The sequence below is a fragment of the Dyadobacter sp. BHUBP1 genome (genome assembly GCF_050587785.1).
In the GTDB taxonomy this organism is placed as follows: Bacteria; Bacteroidota; Bacteroidia; order Cytophagales; family Spirosomataceae; genus Dyadobacter.
On the sequence record NZ_JBOBIH010000008.1, the window covers coordinates 160,697 to 180,138 of the forward strand.

Annotated in this window: 18 protein-coding genes and 1 tRNA gene; 2 read left to right on the forward strand and 17 right to left on the reverse strand. The window is 47.9% G+C overall.

The features are described 5' to 3' along the window. Nucleotides 1–25: 25 nt before the first annotated feature. From ACQ4MZ_RS25845 to smpB, 5 genes are all read right to left on the reverse strand, one after another. Nucleotides 26–1,297 carry a c-type cytochrome gene (locus ACQ4MZ_RS25845; RefSeq protein ID WP_430850015.1) on the reverse strand — a complete coding sequence of 424 codons (1,272 nt, stop codon included), beginning with the start codon at nt 1,295–1,297 and terminating at the stop codon, nt 26–28. A gap of 294 nt (nt 1,298–1,591) precedes the next feature. Next, nucleotides 1,592–1,662 (reverse strand) — tRNA-Cys (locus tag ACQ4MZ_RS25850). 86 nt (nt 1,663–1,748) lie between these two features. Then, nucleotides 1,749–3,545 (reverse strand): 30S ribosomal protein S1, encoded by a 1,797-nt coding sequence (gene rpsA / locus ACQ4MZ_RS25855; RefSeq protein WP_430850017.1) that lies wholly within the window; start codon nt 3,543–3,545, stop codon nt 1,749–1,751. Nucleotides 3,546–4,086: 541 nt separating this feature from the next. Then, a complete protein-coding gene (locus tag ACQ4MZ_RS25860; RefSeq protein ID WP_430850019.1) occupies nt 4,087–4,596 on the reverse strand; it encodes an HNH endonuclease in 510 nt (169 codons plus the stop codon). Nucleotides 4,597–4,743: 147 nt separating this feature from the next. After that, complete coding sequence (smpB, locus tag ACQ4MZ_RS25865) at nt 4,744–5,202, reverse strand: SsrA-binding protein SmpB (protein WP_430850021.1); 459 nt, start codon at nt 5,200–5,202, stop codon at nt 4,744–4,746. A 61-nt stretch (nt 5,203–5,263) separates the two neighbouring features. Here smpB and ACQ4MZ_RS25870 point away from each other — a divergent pair, with 61 nt between their 5' ends. Then, on the forward strand, nt 5,264–5,737 hold the full coding sequence (locus ACQ4MZ_RS25870; RefSeq protein WP_430850023.1) for a nuclear transport factor 2 family protein: 474 nt from the start codon (nt 5,264–5,266) through the stop codon (nt 5,735–5,737). A 75-nt stretch (nt 5,738–5,812) separates the two neighbouring features. Here the strand turns inward: ACQ4MZ_RS25870 and accD are convergent, their stop codons facing one another. Continuing rightward, a complete protein-coding gene (gene accD / locus ACQ4MZ_RS25875) occupies nt 5,813–6,655 on the reverse strand; it encodes an acetyl-CoA carboxylase, carboxyltransferase subunit beta (protein WP_430850025.1) in 843 nt (280 codons plus the stop codon). A gap of 219 nt (nt 6,656–6,874) precedes the next feature. On the opposite strand from accD, the gene ACQ4MZ_RS25880 reads away from it, so the two are divergent. Continuing rightward, complete coding sequence (locus ACQ4MZ_RS25880) at nt 6,875–7,417, forward strand: NADPH-dependent FMN reductase (RefSeq protein ID WP_430850027.1); 543 nt, start codon at nt 6,875–6,877, stop codon at nt 7,415–7,417. A 47-nt stretch (nt 7,418–7,464) separates the two neighbouring features. Here ACQ4MZ_RS25880 and ftsZ read toward each other — a convergent pair whose 3' ends face one another. The 11 genes from ftsZ to tsf all read right to left on the reverse strand — a co-directional run bounded on the left by ftsZ (nt 7,465) and on the right by tsf (nt 19,281). After that, nucleotides 7,465–8,901, reverse strand: a complete 1,437-nt coding sequence (gene ftsZ, locus ACQ4MZ_RS25885; RefSeq protein WP_430850029.1) for a cell division protein FtsZ — start codon at nt 8,899–8,901, stop codon at nt 7,465–7,467. A 36-nt stretch (nt 8,902–8,937) separates the two neighbouring features. Next, complete coding sequence (gene ftsA / locus ACQ4MZ_RS25890) at nt 8,938–10,284, reverse strand: cell division protein FtsA (protein ID WP_430850031.1); 1,347 nt, start codon at nt 10,282–10,284, stop codon at nt 8,938–8,940. Between the two features lie 15 nt (nt 10,285–10,299). After that, a complete protein-coding gene (locus tag ACQ4MZ_RS25895; protein ID WP_430850033.1) occupies nt 10,300–11,076 on the reverse strand; it encodes a cell division protein FtsQ/DivIB in 777 nt (258 codons plus the stop codon). A gap of 25 nt (nt 11,077–11,101) precedes the next feature. Continuing rightward, entirely contained in the window at nt 11,102–12,505 is a 1,404-nt protein-coding gene (gene murC / locus ACQ4MZ_RS25900; RefSeq protein ID WP_430850253.1) for a UDP-N-acetylmuramate--L-alanine ligase, read from the reverse strand. Nucleotides 12,506–12,522: 17 nt separating this feature from the next. After that, complete coding sequence (gene murG, locus ACQ4MZ_RS25905; RefSeq protein WP_430850035.1) at nt 12,523–13,620, reverse strand: undecaprenyldiphospho-muramoylpentapeptide beta-N-acetylglucosaminyltransferase; 1,098 nt, start codon at nt 13,618–13,620, stop codon at nt 12,523–12,525. 1 nt (nt 13,621) lies between these two features. Next, nucleotides 13,622–14,776, reverse strand: a complete 1,155-nt coding sequence (locus ACQ4MZ_RS25910; RefSeq protein ID WP_430850037.1) for an FtsW/RodA/SpoVE family cell cycle protein — start codon at nt 14,774–14,776, stop codon at nt 13,622–13,624. Between the two features lie 47 nt (nt 14,777–14,823). After that, complete coding sequence (gene murD / locus ACQ4MZ_RS25915; protein ID WP_430850039.1) at nt 14,824–16,167, reverse strand: UDP-N-acetylmuramoyl-L-alanine--D-glutamate ligase; 1,344 nt, start codon at nt 16,165–16,167, stop codon at nt 14,824–14,826. Nucleotides 16,168–16,320: 153 nt separating this feature from the next. After that, a complete protein-coding gene (gene mscL / locus ACQ4MZ_RS25920; protein ID WP_223400702.1) occupies nt 16,321–16,650 on the reverse strand; it encodes a large-conductance mechanosensitive channel protein MscL in 330 nt (109 codons plus the stop codon). A 24-nt stretch (nt 16,651–16,674) separates the two neighbouring features. Continuing rightward, nucleotides 16,675–17,607: a DUF3078 domain-containing protein gene (locus ACQ4MZ_RS25925; RefSeq protein WP_430850042.1), complete on the reverse strand. Its 933-nt coding sequence runs from the start codon at nt 17,605–17,607 to the stop codon at nt 16,675–16,677. A 66-nt stretch (nt 17,608–17,673) separates the two neighbouring features. Then, nucleotides 17,674–18,309, reverse strand: coding sequence for an RNA polymerase sigma factor (locus tag ACQ4MZ_RS25930; protein ID WP_430850044.1), 636 nt, complete (start codon nt 18,307–18,309; stop codon nt 17,674–17,676). 135 nt (nt 18,310–18,444) lie between these two features. After that, entirely contained in the window at nt 18,445–19,281 is an 837-nt protein-coding gene (gene tsf, locus ACQ4MZ_RS25935; protein ID WP_430850046.1) for a translation elongation factor Ts, read from the reverse strand. Nucleotides 19,282–19,442: the final 161 nt, after the last annotated feature.

Below are 19,442 nucleotides of genomic sequence, written 5' to 3' on the forward strand. Positions count from 1 at the left end.
GTTGTATCCGGTATTAATTTCTTGATTAGTAGTGGCACTTAGAACATTCCAAACCACCAATATCCGCTACCTTCAAAGCCTCTTTGCTTTCGGAAGCGTGCAACTGTACCAGCTTATCGTAGTACTGATTGTCTTTGGTATTTACCTCAGTTTTACGGTGACAATCAATACACCATCCCATCGTCAGTGACGAACGTTGCTGTATTACTTCCATTTTCTCAACTTCGCCGTGGCAGTTCTGACATTCCAGCCCACCCACGTTTACGTGCTGTGCGTGGTTGAAGTAAGCCAGGTCGGGCAGGTTGTGAACGCGCACCCATTCGATAGGCTGGTTGTTCTCGATAGAAGTATAAATCTTTTGAATTTCAGGAGATTCCTTTTTGATAACACCGTGGCAGTTCATACAGATGTTAGCAGAAGGTATGTGCGCCGACTTACCGCGGTTAACGCCGGTGTGGCAGTAGTTACAGTCGATTTTGTACTCGCCTGCGTGCAATTTGTGAGAGAATGAAATAGGTTGCTTAGGCGCGTATCCCTGCTGAACGCCTACATTAAACGCGCCGTCCAAAGTAGATTTCAAAACGAGCAGGACGAAAATCCAGAGTGTTGCAGAGCGGATAGCAGGATCAACAGCGATTCTTTTCAGCAATCCACCGAAACCTTCACCGGCAGGAGCCTCAGTTTCAGCGCCTCCGCCTTTAACCGCCTTGGAAAGGAGCGATACGATTACAAGGAGAACGCCGAGCACCAGTACCATTACTACTACCAACGCAACCAGCACAATCACGAACAGATCCGAAGGAGCACCACCTTTGGCATCACCCGCAGCTGCTGCGCCGCCAGCAGGAGCAGCACCGGCCGCCGCAGCAGCAGGAGCAGCAGACGCCTGGTCTACATATGCAAAGATCGCTTTGATGTCATCATCCGAAAGGTTCGGAAAGCTCGTCATTTGAGCTTTCGAATACTCGTTGTAAATCTTGACAGCGTAAGCATCGCCGGAAGCGATCATCGCCGAAGAGTTACGTACCCATTTGGTGAGCCATGCAAAATCGTGGCGGGAGCTTGCCCCTTTCAAACCTGGACCCACTACACGTTCATCTGTCGGAGCGTGGCACTGGGCACAGTTGTTTTTGAAGATTGACTCACCTTTCGCAGCGTCGCCACCACCGGCAGGTGCAGCAGCGGTAGCCGTGCTGTCCTGAGCTGATACTAAAGTGGGTACGCTTAATAAGATAGCTAAGAGGATAGCTAAAAAGGTTTTTGAGTAATTAAAGAAGGAACAAAACTTAGCGTCCATTCGGAATGGTATATTCATAATCAACTATTCATTATTCTTCAACAGACAAAACTAGCTTACGATTTTTTATCCACAAAAGTATTTCAGGGATATTTTACCCCACCTTCTTATTTATAATTTGTCTAATTTGCTGGACTAAATTAACAGCAGTTACAAAATTGATAGAGGCTGATTTTCAGCACAGTAGCAAAAAAAATACCATTTGGAGCTCTTCTAAAAAGCTGTGTCCAAATGGTATTTTTCAGGCATTTAATTGTGTTCAGAATCTGGGGAAAATGACCACAATTCAAGGTGAGGTTCCGAGCGGATTCGAACCGCTGTACGAGGTTTTGCAGACCTCTGCCTAGCCACTCGGCCACGGAACCATTTTTGAAGATTAGCTGCCTGCGCGGGGCTGGCAGCTAATCCGGGTGCAAAAGTATTAAAAAATTCTTCTACACCATATTTTATTTTACTTTTTTCCTTTCTTCTCGCTCTCTTCCAGCTGCTCTTTCAAAGCAGACAGAACGCTAAGGTCTCCGAAAGTAGATTTTTCTACTTCTTTGTTCACTGATTCAGCGGCAGGAGCTTTGGCAGCTTTTGCTTCTTTTTTCTCCTCAGCAGGAACACCTTTAACTTTAGAGTGAGTCAGAACGATCTTCTTCTCGTCTTTCAGGAATTCAAGAACAGTGAAGTCAAGGCTCTCACCTACCTCAGCAAATGTTCCGTCTTCTTTCGCAAGGTTCTTGATCGCAGCAACACCTTCGATTCCGTAAGGAAGCTCGAGTGTAGCAAATTTGTCACCCTTCGCAACGATAGTCGATTTGTGTACTGAACCTACTTCGAAAATGCTCTCGAAAGTATCCCATGGGTTTTCTTCAAGCTGCTTGTGGCCCAGAGCCAGACGACGGTTTTCCGCGTCAAGTTCCAACACAACTACTTCCAGCTCGTCGTTTACTTTCACGAAGTCAGAAGGATGCTTGATTTTCTTCGTCCATGAAAGATCAGAAACGTGTACCAGACCATCGATACCTTCTTCAAGCTCGATGAAGAGACCGAAGTTGGTCAGGTTACGAACAACACCTTTGTGACGGGTACCGATCGCATATTTCTCTTTCAATGAACCTTGAGTCCAAGGATCTTCGGTAAGTTGTTTAATACCGAGAGACATTTTGCGCTCCTGACGGTCAAGCGTCAATACAACCGCGCTGATCTCGTCGTTCACGTTCATGAACTCCTGTGGATTGCGCAGGTGCTGAGACCATGACATTTCAGAAACGTGGATCAGACCTTCAACACCTGGTTTGATTTCAAGGAAAGCGCCGTAGTCAGCAACGTTCACGATGCGACCTGTAACTTTCGATCCAACCTGGATTGACTCGTCCAGAGAATCCCATGGGTGAGACTGAAGTTGTTTCAGACCCAAAGAAATGCGTTTTTTCTCTTCGTCGAAGTCGAGAACAACCACGTTCAGTTTCTGATCCAGTGAAAGGAGGTCAGATGGGTGGTTGATACGGCCCCAAGAGATATCAGTAATGTGCAACAGACCGTCCACACCACCCAGGTCGATGAACACACCGAAGTTGGTCATGTTTTTGATCACACCTTCCAATACCTGACCTTTTTCAAGGTTGTTCAGGATTTGCTGACGTTGTGCTTCGAGGTCTTTCTCGATCAGGATTTTGTGAGATACTACTACGTTATCGTTAGCGTAGTTGATTTTCACAACTTTTACTTCCATACGCTTTCCTACGAAAACGTCGAAGTCGCGGATTGGTTTCACATCGATTTGTGAACCTGGCAAGAATGCTTCAATGCCGAAAATATCAACGATCAAACCACCTTTGGTTCTTCTCTTCACATTTGCATCGATCACTACATCCTCATCGAATGATTTCTGGATGTTATCCCATGCAGTGATCACTTTCGCTTTTTTGCGTGAAAGTACCAGCTGACCTTGTGCGTCTTCCTGGTTCTCTACGTAAACTTCCACTTCGTCGCCGATTTTCAAACCTGGCAGGTCGCGGAATTCATTGGATGAAACGATGCCATCAGATTTGAAACCGATGTTCAGGATCACCTCGCGGTCTGTAATACCTACTACAACACCTTTAACTACTTCTTTTTCCGAAACAGGAGAAAGGGTAGTCTCATACATTTGTTCCAGACGGCTACGGTCAGCAGATGAATAAGCGGTTCCGAAACCTTTGTCTGATGCTTTATCCCAATCGAATTCGGGAAGCGGTTGATTTTGTTTTTCCTTAGACATAAATAGGAATAATGGCCCTTCGATACATCAGCCGCCGGGCTAATCGGCTGAAAATTAGTTCAACAAGTATTTTTTGAAAAATCAGGACGCAAAATTACGCGATTCAAAAGCAATATCCGAACGGTTGGGCGATTTAATTTTACGCAAGGGGAGTAAGGTGCCGTTTGGGCGTAAAATGGTCAGAGTAGCCAGGAAGTAGCCAAGTGTTGTCAGGGGTAGTCATGAAGTAGTCAAGTGTTGTCGGAAGATCGTCAAACGTTGTCAGGTATGTCAGGAAGTAGTCACGTGTTGTCAGGAGTAGCCAGGAAGTAGTCAAGTGTTGTCGGGAGATGGTCAGGTGTAGTCAGGAGATGTTCAAGTATGGTCAGATGTGGTCAGAGATAGTCGGGAAATAAAATTGGAGAAGAACTTGATCCAGGTATCGAAAGAACACCTGTGACAATCAATGACTATTCATGACAACACGTGACATCCCCTTCAACCTCCTGACAATACCTGACCACAAATGACACCCACAAACCGGTGCCATACCGAACGGACGTTAGCAGTGCCGCTCTTTTGACCCGAGGTAAGGCAGCCACTCATCATCGGCCATACCTGAAAAATCACGAATGAACATTAAAAAAGAAGGCCGGAACGGTCGCTGCTTTAACGGCATGTCAACCTCTTCCGGCGTATGGTCTCCTTTGCGGGAGTTGCATCTTTTACAGGCGGTGGCCAAATTGTCCCAGGTGGTTTTCCCGCCCCTACTTTTCGGCAACACATGGTCCAGCGTCAGATTATCGTGGGTTCCGCAGTACTGACACCTGTTGCCGTCCCGCTTGAAGAGGTTTTGCCTGGTCATGACTACGCCCCTGTACGGTATGTGTATGTAACGATGGAGACGTATGACGACCGGCATGGGATACCTGTCGTTGACAGTCCTGAGATGCTCCAGTTGAGACTCAGCCAACATCTCTGCTTTCTTCATATAAACCAGCAGAAACGCCTTCGGAACTGTGCAAACACTTAGTGCGCTATAATCTTGATTCAGAACCAGTACTTTACCCATGAGCCCTGTGGTAGTTAATTCCCACAATATAAGAATATTTCACCAGAAAAAACGCTTCCGTATTTTCAAATATTGTTGGAACAATTTAACAGAAAGTCCCGAGGATCACCGTATTAGCCCATTTTGTAATCTAAACCTGCCGATGGCTCAGTAACCTGCCCGATCGTTCTCCCGCTTCACGTCGCGCTCTTTAATGCTGTCGCGCTTGTCGTAAAGCTTTTTACCTTTTGCCAATGCAATGTGCAGCTTGGCCAGGCCGCGTTCGCTCGTAAACAACCGCACAGGTATGATGGTAAGGCCTACATCTTTCAATCCTTCGATCAATTTTTTTCGCTCGCGCTTGGTAATGAGCAGCTTGCGGTCACGCATAGGCTCATGGTTGTAATGCGTCCCTTCGGTGTAGGGCGAAATGTGCAGGCTGCGGACATACAGCTCGCCATCCATAAAAAGGCAGTAAGCATCCTGGAAATTAACCTTTCCCTGCCTGATCGACTTGATTTCCGTGCCCGTAAGCACCATACCGGTTGTAAACTCTTCCAGAAAGAAGTACTCGAATGAAGCCCGCCTGTTCCTTATATCTACTTTTTTAACTATTTTTTCCGACATATCGATTCCCAAAATTTTACAAAGGGGCTCAAAATTAAGTTTTTGTTAAAATTATACCAACATGAAAAAGACTGTACACACTAGCAGAGCAAGTCTGTTTTTGGGCCTGCTGCTGTTTTGCTCTGCGAACGCATTTTGCCAAAAATACGATCCGGGAATTATGGGTGCCGTAAACATGCTTTTCGACGGAATGCGTGCCGGAGACTCGACGATGTTAAGAAAAGCCTTCCTTCCCACTTGCACCCTAACCTCTATTTCCAAGAATGCTGCCGATTCTTTGGTCACGCGCAAGAGCGACATCGCTGGATTTATCAAGGCAGTCGGCACGCCGCATAACGACAAGTGGGATGAACAGATTTATAATGTAAAAATCTCCGTAGACCGACCAATGGCAATTGTATGGGCACCTTACAAATTCTATCTCGGCGAAAAATTCTCGCACTGCGGCGTAAATGTATTTACCCTAATAGAAACAAAAACTGGTTGGAAAATTAGCGACATTACCGATACCCGACGGAAAGATACTTGCCCATAATCAATGCATCCGACATCATAAATGCGAAGCGGCCCGCCAGATAACCTGACGGGCCGCTTTGCTAAATGCTATTGCCTATTTGAGCATATTCAGCAGGCTGGTCAATTTATCTTTCAAATCCTTACGATCGACGATGAAGTCGAGGAAACCGTGTTCCAAAACGAATTCTGCGCTTTGAAAACCTTTTGGCAGGTCTTTACCGATCGTCTCGCGGATGACGCGCGGGCCGGCGAAACCGATCAAAGCTTCGGGCTCCGAAATGTTGAAGTCACCCAGCATTGCATAAGATGCTGTTACACCGCCGGTTGTAGGGTCGGTTAGCAGCGAAATATAGGGTATCCTGGCCTCCGACAATTGCGCCAGGCGTGCAGAGGTCTTGGCCATCTGCATCAGCGAAAACCCTGCCTCCATCATCCGTGCACCTCCCGACTTCGAAATCATCAGGAACGGCACCTTCTTTTCGAGCGAATAGGAAATCGCACGAGCGATTTTTTCCCCTACCACCGAACCCATCGAACCACCGATGAAGCTAAAATCCATACAAGCGATCACGAGGTCGAGGCCATTCATTTTACCATGCGCTGTGCGAACTGCATCCTTCAACCCGGTTTTCTTCATGGTCGACTTGATCCGGTCCGGATAAGCCTTGGTATCCACAAAGCCCAGCGGGTCCCCGGAGATCAGGTTAGCGTCGAGCTCGATGAACTCGTTGTCGTCGAAAAGCAAATTGAAATATACATCCGAACCCACCTTCTCGTGGTAGTTGCAATGCGGGCAGGTAAAAGCATTCTGCTTATGTTCCCTGGTAGGGGTGATTTTTTTGCAATTAGGACATTGATACCACAAACCGTCCGGCGCTTCGCGCTTCATTTCAGTTGGTGTATTGATACCTTTTTCTTTGCGAATAAACCAGGACATATTTTATGCGGGTTGATTTATGTATAATTATCTGAAAATCAGATGATTATTTAAATTTCATGATGAATAACGGGCTCAAATATAACAATAATTGTTGTGTATCCTGAAAACCGGCCTGGTAACGTGTCCGTTTGGCGGTTAGATTTGCTACCAGTAACCGCGTCGTTAGAACAATTTCAAACATAATTTGTTACTAGTGACAAGAACATTAACCGGCACATGACTGCATCCACATCGCCTATTGTGATCATCGTTGGCACCAACCGGCCCAACTCGATGTCCAGGAAAATAGCGGAATATTATCAGGGAATTCTACAACAACTGCACGCACCGAGCATTATCCTTGATCTGGTGAACCTACCCGACGACTTTACGGTATCCGCATTATATGCCAATACCGGCAAGAACGAGTCATTCAACAATCTGAAATCGTTGCTGGAACAGACAGACAAGTTCGTGTTCATCGTGCCGGAGTACAACGGCTCGTATCCCGGCGTTCTGAAAGCCTTTATAGATGGCCTGCCTTACCCCAACAGCTTTTCAAACAAGAAGGCCGCATTAGTAGGCCTATCGTCCAACATGCAGGGCGCCGCCATTGCATTGAGCCACTTGAACGACGTTTTCAGCTACCTGGGCATGAATACGCTCGCGTTACGCGTGAAGCTCGCGCAAATCCGCTCACATTATGCGGATAATGTAATTTCAAATGCATTATATAAAGAACTGCTCGAAATTCAGGCCGGGCAGATCATCCATTTCTAGGACATTTAAATAATGCATTAAAAAAGGGAGCTCATCGCTCCCTTTTGCTATTTCAGCCAGTGCTGTTCCATTTCATGTGCCGGAATGGCGGGTCGCTTCCAAAGCTCTACCCTGCTGCGGCGGTAAGCCGGGCCTTCCAGATCGGAATATTTTACAAGCCCGTCACGGAATGATTTGATCATCATTTCCATTTTCAGGGCATCTTCGTCCGTCCAATCGCTCGCTGGCTCAACTTCTGTCAACGAAATGTTGATAGGATCGAAACCGTGCGTTACTCTTTCATCTTCCAGAACAAGGTCGATCGAGCTCGTTGGGGTATTTTCTTCGAGTTCGCCCGTCAATACCAGTTCTTCTTCAACGACCACAGGAGGGAGCTCGTCTTTTGGCTCTTCCACAACTATCGGAGCCGGTTCAGGCTGTCCTTTCACGCCTTTGAGCTGAATGCCTGGAATCGGCGATTCGATGCTATCGAAACCAGCGGCTACGACAGTCACGCGGAGCTTGTCGCCCAGTGAATCGTCGGTGATCGTACCCAGTTTGAACATACGTGCCTCTCCACCTACTTGTGAAAGCACATATTGCCAGATCTCGCGCTGCTCGCGCATCGTAGCCTCCTTCTTCTTGCTGGTAGCAAGCGTTACGAGGATTCTCTTCGCGCCACGGATATCGCGGTCGTTCAGAAGTGGCGAGTCGAGCGCTTCTTTGATTGCATTCTGCGCGCGGTCGGCTCCGGTGGATTCCGAAGTTCCCATTACCGACTGACCGGCGCTTTTCAACACTTTCTCCACGTCTTTGAAGTCGGTGTTGATATTACCGTTGGTGGTAATGATCTCGGAAATACTTTTCACGGCATTGAGCAAAATGCCGTCCGCTTCCGCAAACGCCTGCGTCAATGTCATGTCCTCGTACAGTTCTTCAAGCTTGTCGTTAAGCACCACGAGAACCGTATCGCTATATTCTTTCAGCTGCTCGATACCCTCGAGCGCTTGTTCTTTTTTGTCAAGTCCCTCCCAGGTGTAAGGCGCGGTTACCACGGCCACCGTCAGTTTGCCCATTTCCTTGGCCAACTGCGCAATCACCGGTGCGGCGCCTGTTCCTGTTCCACCACCCATACCTGCGGTGATAAATACCATTTGTGTAGAACCTCCCAGAAGACCTTTAATCTCCTCGATCGTCTCCAAAGCCGCTTCCTTGCCTTTCGTGGCATCGGTACCGGCTCCCAGGCCTTGTGTCAAAGTTGCACCCAGCTGGATTTTCACGGGCACCGGGCTGTTGGCAAGCGCTTGTCTGTCGGTATTACAAACCGCAAATTCCACATCTTTGATTTTTTTCTCAAACATGTAGTTCACAGCATTGCTACCACCTCCGCCGACACCAATTACCTTGATGATGGCCGGCTCCCCGTTGCCCTCTCCGCTTGGGTCTTTAACGATTTCATTCACTATATAATCCTGGTCTAATGCGTGCAACAAGCTTTTGTTCATATTCTTTCCGGGGTTGAGTATGCGTAATAATAGCTGTTAATAGTCTCCCAGACTTTCGTCTTTCTTTCCGATAATACCTGTAATGTTGTCCCAAAACGTTCCATTGCGCTTAGGCTGCTCTTTCACTTCCTTCACAGGTTCTTTCTGCACCACATTACCCGTATTGAATGCCGATGCAGGCTTGCAAACCGACTTCACCCGCGGGTCTACCGATTTTAACCCCGCCCAGGCCAGTCCGATGGCGGTATTGAATGATGCGTTGCTTACCGCGTCGGCTTTCGCCGTGCGATCCAGGTTTTCGGGATAGCCCACGCGTACTGACATATCGGTAACCCTTTCGAACAAGGCTTCGATCTCCGGAATGTTCGCCGAGCCGCCGGTAAGGACGAGTCCACCGATCAGTCTGTCGGCATAACCCGACTTGATAATCTCCGCATAAACCATCGCCGCGATTTCTTTCAAACGCTCTTCGATGATCAGTGCTACATTCTTTTTTAAAACCGGTTTGGGTTGGCGGCCTGCGAGGTAGTTGATCAGGATCTCGACATTCAAAGGAACGTCGGCAGAAACTGCCACGCCGTATTCTTTCTTCAAATGCTCTGCATTCTCGAACTGAATACCGCAGCCAACTTCGAGATCGGATGTAATGTGCCGCCCGCCGATTGGGAACGACGCAATATGACGCACAATGCGGTCATGGTAAATGATCACGTCCGTGGTATGGTCGCCTATATCTACCATCGCAATGCCGGCTTTCATCTCATTGTCCGTAAGCACGGCCAAGCTGGTCGCCAATGGCGCCAGTACCAGCTTGTCGCATTTCAATGCCTGGTCGGCCTCCGCAAGGCTTTTCTTCGTGCGCAATACCGACTGGCTGTTGGCAGAAACTACCAGGAAGTTCCCCCCCAGTTTAATGCCCGTGCGGCCTACCGGCTCGCGTACGCCCGTCGAGTTATCGACCGTGAAGTCCATTGGCAACACATGCAGCACATCGAAGTTCGGTTCGATTTTCGCGCGGTACATATCATCGACCAGCTGGTCCACATCCCGCTGTGTCACTTCCTCGCCCGACGACGCCGACGGACGGATCACGCCATCGCTTTGCGCGCTCACTTTTACATGTGTACCGCCGAAGCTCACATTCACTATTCCAATATCGAGATCCGATCTTGAACCGGCTTCCGCCAGTGCTTCCCTGATCGCGCTGCCAACCTGTTTAATGTTTTCAACAGAGCCGTTTACTACTGCTCCTGACGGCACAGGGACTTCGCTGAAGCCCAGAATCTCGATATTGTTCCGGCGTGTCGCTGAGCCTTGCGCAGCCACCACCGTTATTTTGGTACTTCCAATATCTACCCCAACTACAATCTTATCGTGTGCCATGCTGATGGTGAATTATTATTCACAAACTATTTGATCTTGAAACTTAACACTAATTCTTTTATACCGGCCCCAATCCTTGCTTAACACCTTATCATAAAAGATGCGCAGCTTTTTGAACTTGGACTCGAAATCCTCCGCCATTCCCAGCTCGATCCGCTGATCGCCCAGCAATGTCATAAGGCCTATCTCACCATCCTTATCTACATTCATTTGTGTGACTTGCGCCTTCCAGAACGGATCAGTGTTCAGAAAACGCAATAACTCCAAAACCTGAGCGCCCTTTTCGGACCTCAGCTTTTGAGGGTTCTGGAAATACGCTCCTGAAACCAGTAACGTTCTTGCTGAATAACTTTCTGATAGAGGAAAAAAAACGCCCTCGTGGTTGATATAGTATCCCGATGTGTTCCGTATTTCCCCATTATCCGAAGTGTTAATCCAGCGCGCAAGCGGCTTTTCCTGCTCTACTTCGACTACTATATTACCCCTGAGGTCACGAAAAACCTGACATTTCTTGATCAATTTATTGCGGCTGACACGGTTTTCCAGATCGTGCAGGGCCACATCACTAAGCCTGGCACCGATCAGCGGATCACCACCGTTCTCAGTCAACAGCATTTGTACATCCATTTGGTTCAGGAATCTTGTACCCGAATCGCCCTGGATTGATATTACGAGATTTGTACAACGCTGTTGACCCAGCTTGCTTTCCGCCATACCGATGCCGGCAATAGGCAGAATAAGCCACAAACTACGCTTCAACAAAGTCCATGAATAGTCAAATTTACGTAACATCTTAGTAATATTAAAAATGCTTTGACTAATTATTCGCAACTGGATTTTGCAGTAAATCGCGTATCGGGCCCACCAAAGTATCGATGTCCCCGGCGCCTATTGTGACTACAATATCCGTATTTAATTCTTTTAAAAGTTGTAAAACTTCTTCTTTTGCAACCAGTTGTTTATCATTCGAGGTAACTTTGTCCAGGATCATTTCAGAATTGACGCCGTCGATGGGCAACTCGCGTGCAGGATAAATATCGAGCAATAAAAGCCGGTCGGCCAATGACAAACTTTCTGCGAAACCATCGGCAAAGTCGCGCGTGCGGGTGAACAGGTGCGGCTGGAAGATCGCCGTCACGTGTCGACCCGGGTACAACCCTTTTACGGATGATAGAAATGCCTCGATTTCCGTCGGGTGATGTGCATAGTCGTCGATATATACATTCCCTTCTTCCTCCACCTGGTATTCGAAACGGCGCTTTACACCCCCGTAACTTTCCAGCGCTTCCTTAATCTTCGCCGGCTCCACGCCTATATATAGTGCCACCGCACTCGCTGCGATAGAATTTTCGATGTTATGGTAGCCCGGGATTTTCATCGCAATGCCTTCGATTACGCCGCCGGGATAGACCAGGTCGAACACGAACCGCGCATTTTCGATGCGGATATTCTCCGAATGGTATGGCCCGCTATTTAAGGAATAGGTAAATACCTGCGCCTTGCAGCTATCCGCAATTTCCAAACCCTCCCGCATGAACAATGCGCCATTCTCGTCAATCTGGCTCACATAATCGCGGAAAGATTCGAGGACGGCTTCGTGCTTGCCGTAAATGTCGAGGTGGTCGGCGTCGGTAGAGGTTACGATCGCGATCTCGGGAAACAACGTGAGGAAAGAGCGGTCGAACTCGTCGGCTTCTACTACACAGAAAACTTCTTCCAGCCTATCGGTAGGCTCGTTCAGGAGCAAGTTAGTGCCATAGTTTTGTGTAATACCTCCCAAAAACGCCGTGCTGTTCACATGTGCGTGGCGCAGGATATGCGCTACGAGCGAGGACGTGGTCGTTTTCCCGTGCGTACCCGCGACGCCGATCGTTCTCAGGTTTTTGGTTAAAATGCCTAAAACCTGTGAGCGTTTCAGGATCAGGAAATTCTCGTCCCTGAAATAAAGCATTTGCTTGTGCTGCACAGGTACGGCCGGTGTGTAAACGACGAGCGTCTGCTGTGGATCGGCGACGAATGCTGCCGGAATGGTCGCGATATCATCTTCAAGCGTTACCGAAATGCCTTCTTCGATGAGCTTGCCGACCAGGGTGGTCATGGTTTTGTCATATCCGGCTACTTCAAAGCCATTGGCCTTGAACCAGCGGGCCAGCGCACTCATGCCAATCCCGCCTATTCCTACAAAATAGATATATTTCCAATTTGTCACAGAGGATGACATCATATTCAAATCTAGGGTTACTGAATCAAATTAAATACTTCCGCGGCAATGTCGTCGGCCGCGCTCGGGCGGGCCAGTTTGTTGATATTGGTTTGCAATTCACGCTGGCGGGCCACATCGTCGAGCAGTGCCAATGCCTGATCCACCAGCTTCTCGCGTGCTTCCGAGTCTTTGACAAGAATGGCCGCATTGCTATCGACGAGGTTCATCGCATTCTTGGTCTGATGGTCTTCCGAAGCATACGGGAACGGCACGAGAATGGCAGGCTTCGCGGCGAGGCACAATTCCGACACTGACAATGCACCGGCGCGTGACACTACCACGTCGGCCACAGCATATGCCAGGTCCATCGTGTATATAAAGTCAAATGCCTTCACCTGGTCGGTTCCCAACTTTTCGACAGCGGCTCTGGCCTTGTCGATATCATTCTTCCCGGTTTGCCACAATACCTGATACCCGGCCTCCACTAACCTTCCCAAACCTTCGGCAATACTCTCATTGATTGAACGCGCGCCGAGGCTACCACCCATTACAAATAGTGTTTTAGCGCCCTCATTCAATTCAAAATGCTCCAAAGCAGCGGAGCGTTTTAAATGCACATAAGTAATATCGCTCCTGACGGGATTACCTAACATCATAATTTTCTCTTTTGGAAAAAATACCTCCATGCCCGGATAGGCCACACATATTTTCGATGCTCGCTTCGCCAGCAGTTTGTTGGTAATGCCCGCGTAAGAATTTTGTTCCTGGATTAAAGTCGGGATGCCGGCCATGGATGCCATCATCAGCAATGGCCCACTGGCAAAACCGCCTACACCAACTGCGACATCGGGCTTGAAATCTTTGATCACTTCCCGGGCCTTCATCAGGCTTCGAAGCATTTTAAATGGAAGTGTAAGGTTTTCCAGCGAAAGACTTCTTTTAATCCCCGCAATGGGGAGCCCCACGATTTTATAACCAGCGCGGGGCACCTTTTCCATTTCCATTTTACCCAATGCACCTACAAACAGGATTTCCGTATCCGGTTCCCGGTGCTGCAATGCATGGGCAATGGCAATGGCCGGGTAAATATGCCCGCCTGTACCGCCTCCGCTGATAATGATTCTTTTTGCCATGTTAAATGCGTTTTTCCTCCACGATTTCGCCCCGGCTCACGCTGAGGATCATACCCATTGCAATGCCCGTGAAAAGCAGCGACGTTCCTCCCTGACTAAAAAACGGCAGCGTCTGTCCCGTCACCGGCACCAGCCCGACCGTTACGGCCATCGCCGAAAACGCCTGGCTCACTACAATGAATGTAAGCCCCGCCGACAATAACCCGCCAAATGGCCGCTTAGTCGCTTCGATCGCTTTGAGACCCCGGTACAAGAGGATCAGGTAAAGAATAATCAACGCCGTGCCGCCCAACGTGCCATATTCTTCCACCGCGACCGCGAAGATAAAGTCCTTCTGAGGCTCGGGAAGGAAACGGCGCTGGCGACTTTTTGAAACCCCTTCCCCGTACAACCCGCCGCGGGCCATGGCCATATAGGATTGCTGGGATTGATAGACTACGACATCTTTATCAAAAAAAGTAGAAATCCGGCTCTGCGCCGTTCCTGACCTTTGTGTGGAGTTCAACAGAATGGCGATGGTCGCGAAGAATACCAAACCTAGCGCCGTAAATGCGAGGTAATGCAGCGGAACTTTGCCGACGAACATCAGCAAAAAGCAAATACCGGCCAGCATCACGGCGGTCGATACATTACTCACGAAAATCAGTCCGCACACAACGCCCACGAGCGCGAGTGGTTCCATAAAAAGTTCACGGGTATTCCAGCCGCCTTTGATATGCCTCGCCAATATCAGCGACAAATGCGCTACCAATGCCACCTTGGCCCATTCCGAAGGCTGGAAGCGCTGGCCAATCACCGGGATCTCGATCCAGCGGGCAGCGTCGTTCACCGATCTCCCGAAAAACATCGTGAATATCAAAAGCAGGATGGAGCTCCAAACGGCGAGGCGCGTCACATATACAAATTTGATGTAGGGCACACGATGCACGAAGTACATCACTGCAAGCGAAAGCACGCACAGCAATGCATGTTTGTAGAGGTAATATTCAGTGTTACCGTCCATCTGGCTGTAAGCGTCCTTTACCGAAGCACTGTACACCACCACAATGCTCCACATCAGCATGATAATGCATATACCCCAGATCCAGGGATCGCCTTTGAGGTTTTTGCTAAACCACGCCTGGGTATCTTCCCTTGTCTTGTTCAGGAAATCCATATCGTTTGGCAGCTAGTGAGTTTATTGTCAAGTATAGTCAGGAATGGTCACTGAATAAGATTTCTGACGGCAGCTTTAAATTGATCGCCCCGGTCCTCGTAATTTTTGAACAGGTCAAAACTCGCGCAGGCGGGCGAAAGCAGAACGATATCCCCCGGCACGCCCCACTCCCGTCCTTTGTTGACAGCGTCTTGGACGTCCTCGGTTGCATATATTTGCGGGACTTTACCTGAAAAATAGTTTTCAAGTTTCGCCGGGTCCTTCCCCAGCACGATCAGTCCCTTTACTTTATTCTTTACCAGTTCTTCAATTTGTGAATAATCATTCCCTTTATCCACGCCACCGGCAATCAGGATTACAGGTTTATCGAAACTACCCAATGCATAGAAAACCGAATCCACGTTGGTAGCCTTTGAATCGTTAATATACGTCACTCCGCCAATCACTTCTACCTGTTCCAAACGGTGAGGCGCGTTGGTGAACGATTTCAGGCCTTCGCGGATCTTTTCCGCCTCGATGCCCAGCAACTGCGCCACCGAAATCGCCGCCAGCGCATTAATCGCATTATGCGGGCCTTTGATCGGCAGCTCACTGAATGCCTGCTCAAATGCACGGCCATTGATATGCGAAATCAACTGTCCGTTTTCAAAGTACGAGCCCGATTCCAATGCATTTTCCAGCGAAATCTGCACCTTCCCTACCGCCGGGTTCCTCTTTTCCAGCTCCTTTTTAATCACTTCACTTTCTTTATAATAAATGAAATGATCCGAGGCCGTCTGGTTACGGATAATGTTAAACTTGGAATTGACATAGTTCTGGAAATCATACCCATAACGATCAAGGTGATCGGGAGTGATATTCAGGAGGAGAGAAATATAAGGATGGAAATTGACGATATTATCAAGTTGGAAGCTACTGATTTCCAATACATAATAATCAAAATGCTTTTCGGCAACGGCCCACGCGAAACTGTCGCCGATATTGCCGGCGAGACCTACGTTCAGGCCTGCGGTTTTTAGCAAATGATATGTCAATAATGTGGTGGTCGTCTTGCCGTTACTACCTGTGATCGCGATGAGTTTCGCGTCCGTATAACGCGAGGCGAACTCTATTTCGGAGATAACAGGAACGCCCCTTTCCTTCAATGCGACGATCAAAGGCACTTTATCGGGAATCCCCGGGCTTTTCACCACGAAGTCGCTTTCGAGGATACGCTCCTCCGAATGCTGTCCTTGTTCAAATGGAATATTCTCACTGTTCAGAATGTCCGCGTACCTCTGATGCAACTGGCCCTTATCCGATAAAAAAACTTCAAAACCTTTGGATTTCGCAAGAATCGCGGCGCCGGCGCCGCTTTCTCCGCCACCCAGAATCGTCACTTTTTTTTGCACAAGAATCGAATTAAAACGTTGAACAATCTGCAATAACCACGAAGGTAAATCTTTTGCCGAAAACTTCTTTTACTGCCCTCCCAATAACGCAGATAAAAAAAGAGGCACAGGAAATATGCCTCTCGATTACTATTTATGATCTCTAAACTACTTCTACTCTTTCTTCAATGATTGCGATAATTTCAACCGGTTGGCCGCTTTTACGATCAGGAATATCACCCAGGCGATGAGCAGGAATTGAATGAGAGTCTGGATAAAGTTTCCATACCGGATCGCTACTTCCGGGGTTTCGCCGACAGCTTCTTTCAGCACAACTTTGAGTTGTGTAAAATCCACACCGCCGAGGATGAGACCCAGGATCGGGTTGAGAATGTCTTCCACCAGCGAAGTCGTGATTTTTCCGAATGCCGCACCAATGACGACACCGACAGCGAGATCCAGCACATTGCCTTGGGCAATGAAAGTTTTAAACTCCTTTAGCATAACAAGATGAGGTTAGTTGATAGATTAAAAAGCAAACAAAAAGCCTATGCTGAGGGCCTGAGCGAACTGGATCTTGTTGCTCTGGTCTTCGTCGTAAACCATAATAGCACCTAGATTGACATTGACATACTTGTTGATCTTCGCTGTCAGCTGGGCGTCCAAACGGTTGTCTATATTCAAAGGGTGCTTGAAGCTCGAGAACATCAGGTACCGGAATTTCAGGTTGACGTCCTTCGCGATATCCTTATCAAAATTGGCTACGAGCTGGATCAACGCGGCTTCCGTACGCACCTTCTTGCCAATGGGCACGCCATAATTTTTCTGATCAGGCGTGTTTACATACAAATCCTCATCAATCACGATGGTCTGCCGCAGTGCGCCCGGCGCGAGATCAACAAAGAAATAGGGCACCGGGCGGTATTCGATACCGATCGCCTCGGTCAGATAGGCGGGAGCAAGTATTCCGGATACCTTTTTCTTGAACTTAACCGTATCCGACTCGGAAGAATACTCATAACCGTTACCAAACTGCGAAAGGAAGTTGACATTGGCGAAAAGGCTCCATTTCGCTGTCAATTCGCGGTTGTACTTGGTATCGAAGAATATCCGGTCGACGTTTTTGCGGCTTTGCTGGCCTTTGTTACGGACGATACCATACTGTCCCTGGAAGTCGTTCCGCCAGGAGTTCTTACCTACTTTTTTCTCGTTCAATGCATTCAGGAAAAGACCCAGCGCAATTGAGTTTACGCCGCCGCCTGTCCAGTTGGAACTGAAAGAACCCTGGTTCAGGTTAGCACCAAATTCGATTTTGTGCCAGGCAGTGTCATTAGCAGTTTTCAAACGGCCGGAATTGATCGAATTGGAGAGATCAACTTTGTTTTGGGAAAAGGCCGGGAATGTCAGAAGTGCGAGTAAAGTTAAAGCAATAAAGGATGTTCGTTGGAGTTTTTGGCTCATAGTCAATGTGTTTAGTGGGACAATACTCATTAAATTTCCACGGTTTACAACTAACAAATGAGGAGGTTACGGCCAAAGTAAAGCAATTTCTGACGCTTTCAAAAAAAATTTGCCCCCTTCGGAAAATCTATGGTACCATTTGCGAAGCTTCCTGCGTGACCGCATCAGGCGCATTTTAACCGCACTTTCAGTGATTTTGAAGAGGCTTGCAATGTCACGTATGCTCCGATCATCGAGATAACGCAGATAGATCATCGCCTTATCTTCGAGCCCCAGCAAATCAAGCGCTTCTTTCAACATTAGCAGATTGACTTCTTCCTCAAACAGCCCTTGCAAACAAAGTTCTTCCTTCCCGAGGCATTCAGGCGTATCAGCCTCGTGCACCAGTATAACCCTGCGCTTACTCCCGCGTGCGAGATCCATACAATGGTTATGAGTGATGGTAAAAAGCCAGGTGGAGAATTTGGCGCCGCTCTTAAACGAACTCATTTTGTGGATCAGTTTAAGAAAGACATCGTGCATAATGTCTTCGGCCCGGGTAGCGTCTTTGGTGAGTGTGACGCATTTTTGATAAACCTTCACGGCGTAACGCTCGTAAAGTTTCTGGAAATGACGATTGTCCCTTGATTCGAGGAAGAGTCTAACTAATTCTTCATCTGTCGAATTATGCTCCGAACAGGAAATGCTCCGTGTTTCAACCATTCTGCCTGATGAAATGCCGCCGATAGCGTGTGTCGAAAAATAAATTGCATTTAACTTTCTGTAAATATGAAAAAACAACGCCTGGTATACAAATTAGATACCAGGCGTTGTCAATATATTTATTGCTGAAAAGGCTTATCCGCCGATCGCTACACGTTTGAAAGTAGTTACCGTCAAACCCTTTGAAGTTTTCTCAAGCAGCTGGCGGATAGTCAGTGAAGAATCTTTCACGAACTCCTGGTTCAACAGGGTGCTGTCTTTGTAGAACTTCTGCAATTTACCCTGAGCGATTTTCTCAAGCATTGCCTCAGGCTTGCCTTCCGCACGAGCCTGCTCTTTACCTACTTCGATTTCGCGCTCGATAGTAGCAGCGTCGATGCCATCCTTGTCAAGTGCAACCGGCTTCATGGCAGCAATCTGCATAGCCACGTCTTTACCAAGCTCGGAAACGTCCGTTCCGTTTACACCTGCAAATGCTACCAACACGCCCAGTTTACCGTTTGAGTGGATATAAGGCACCACTTTGTCCGCAGAAACGTTTTCATAGGCAGTGATTTCCAGTTTTTCACCCAGTTTACCTGTAAGCTCCACCATGTGCTCAGACACAGGACGGCCGTCAGCCAAAGTCGCAGCCAGAAGGGCATCTTTGTCAGCGATGTTATCCGCTACGGCTTTGTCAAGGATAGATTGCGCAAGGTTTTTGAAATCTTCCACGTTCGATACGGGCTCAGTTTCGCAAGCCAAAGCAACGAGTTTACCGTTGGTACCGTCAGCGCTGATGTTGATCAGAACAGTTCCTTCTGATACAGCGTTGTCAGCACGTTTTGCAGCAACTTTCTGTCCTTGTTTACGGAGAATATCAACGGCTTTGTCGAAATCGCCATCTGCTTCCTGCAGGGCTTTTTTACAATCCATCATGCCCGCGCCGGTCATTTGGCGGAGTTTGTTTACATCTTGTGCGGTAATTGCCATGATCTGATAAGAATTTTGTATTAATGTTTGAATTGAAATGGCCTTTAACCGGAGATTATCAATTGGTTAAGGAATCGCATTTCGGAGAATTTTAAAAAAACGTAGCCCATAGCAAGAGGCTATGGGCTACCGTATATGTCAAGTATGGCGGGTCATTTAAC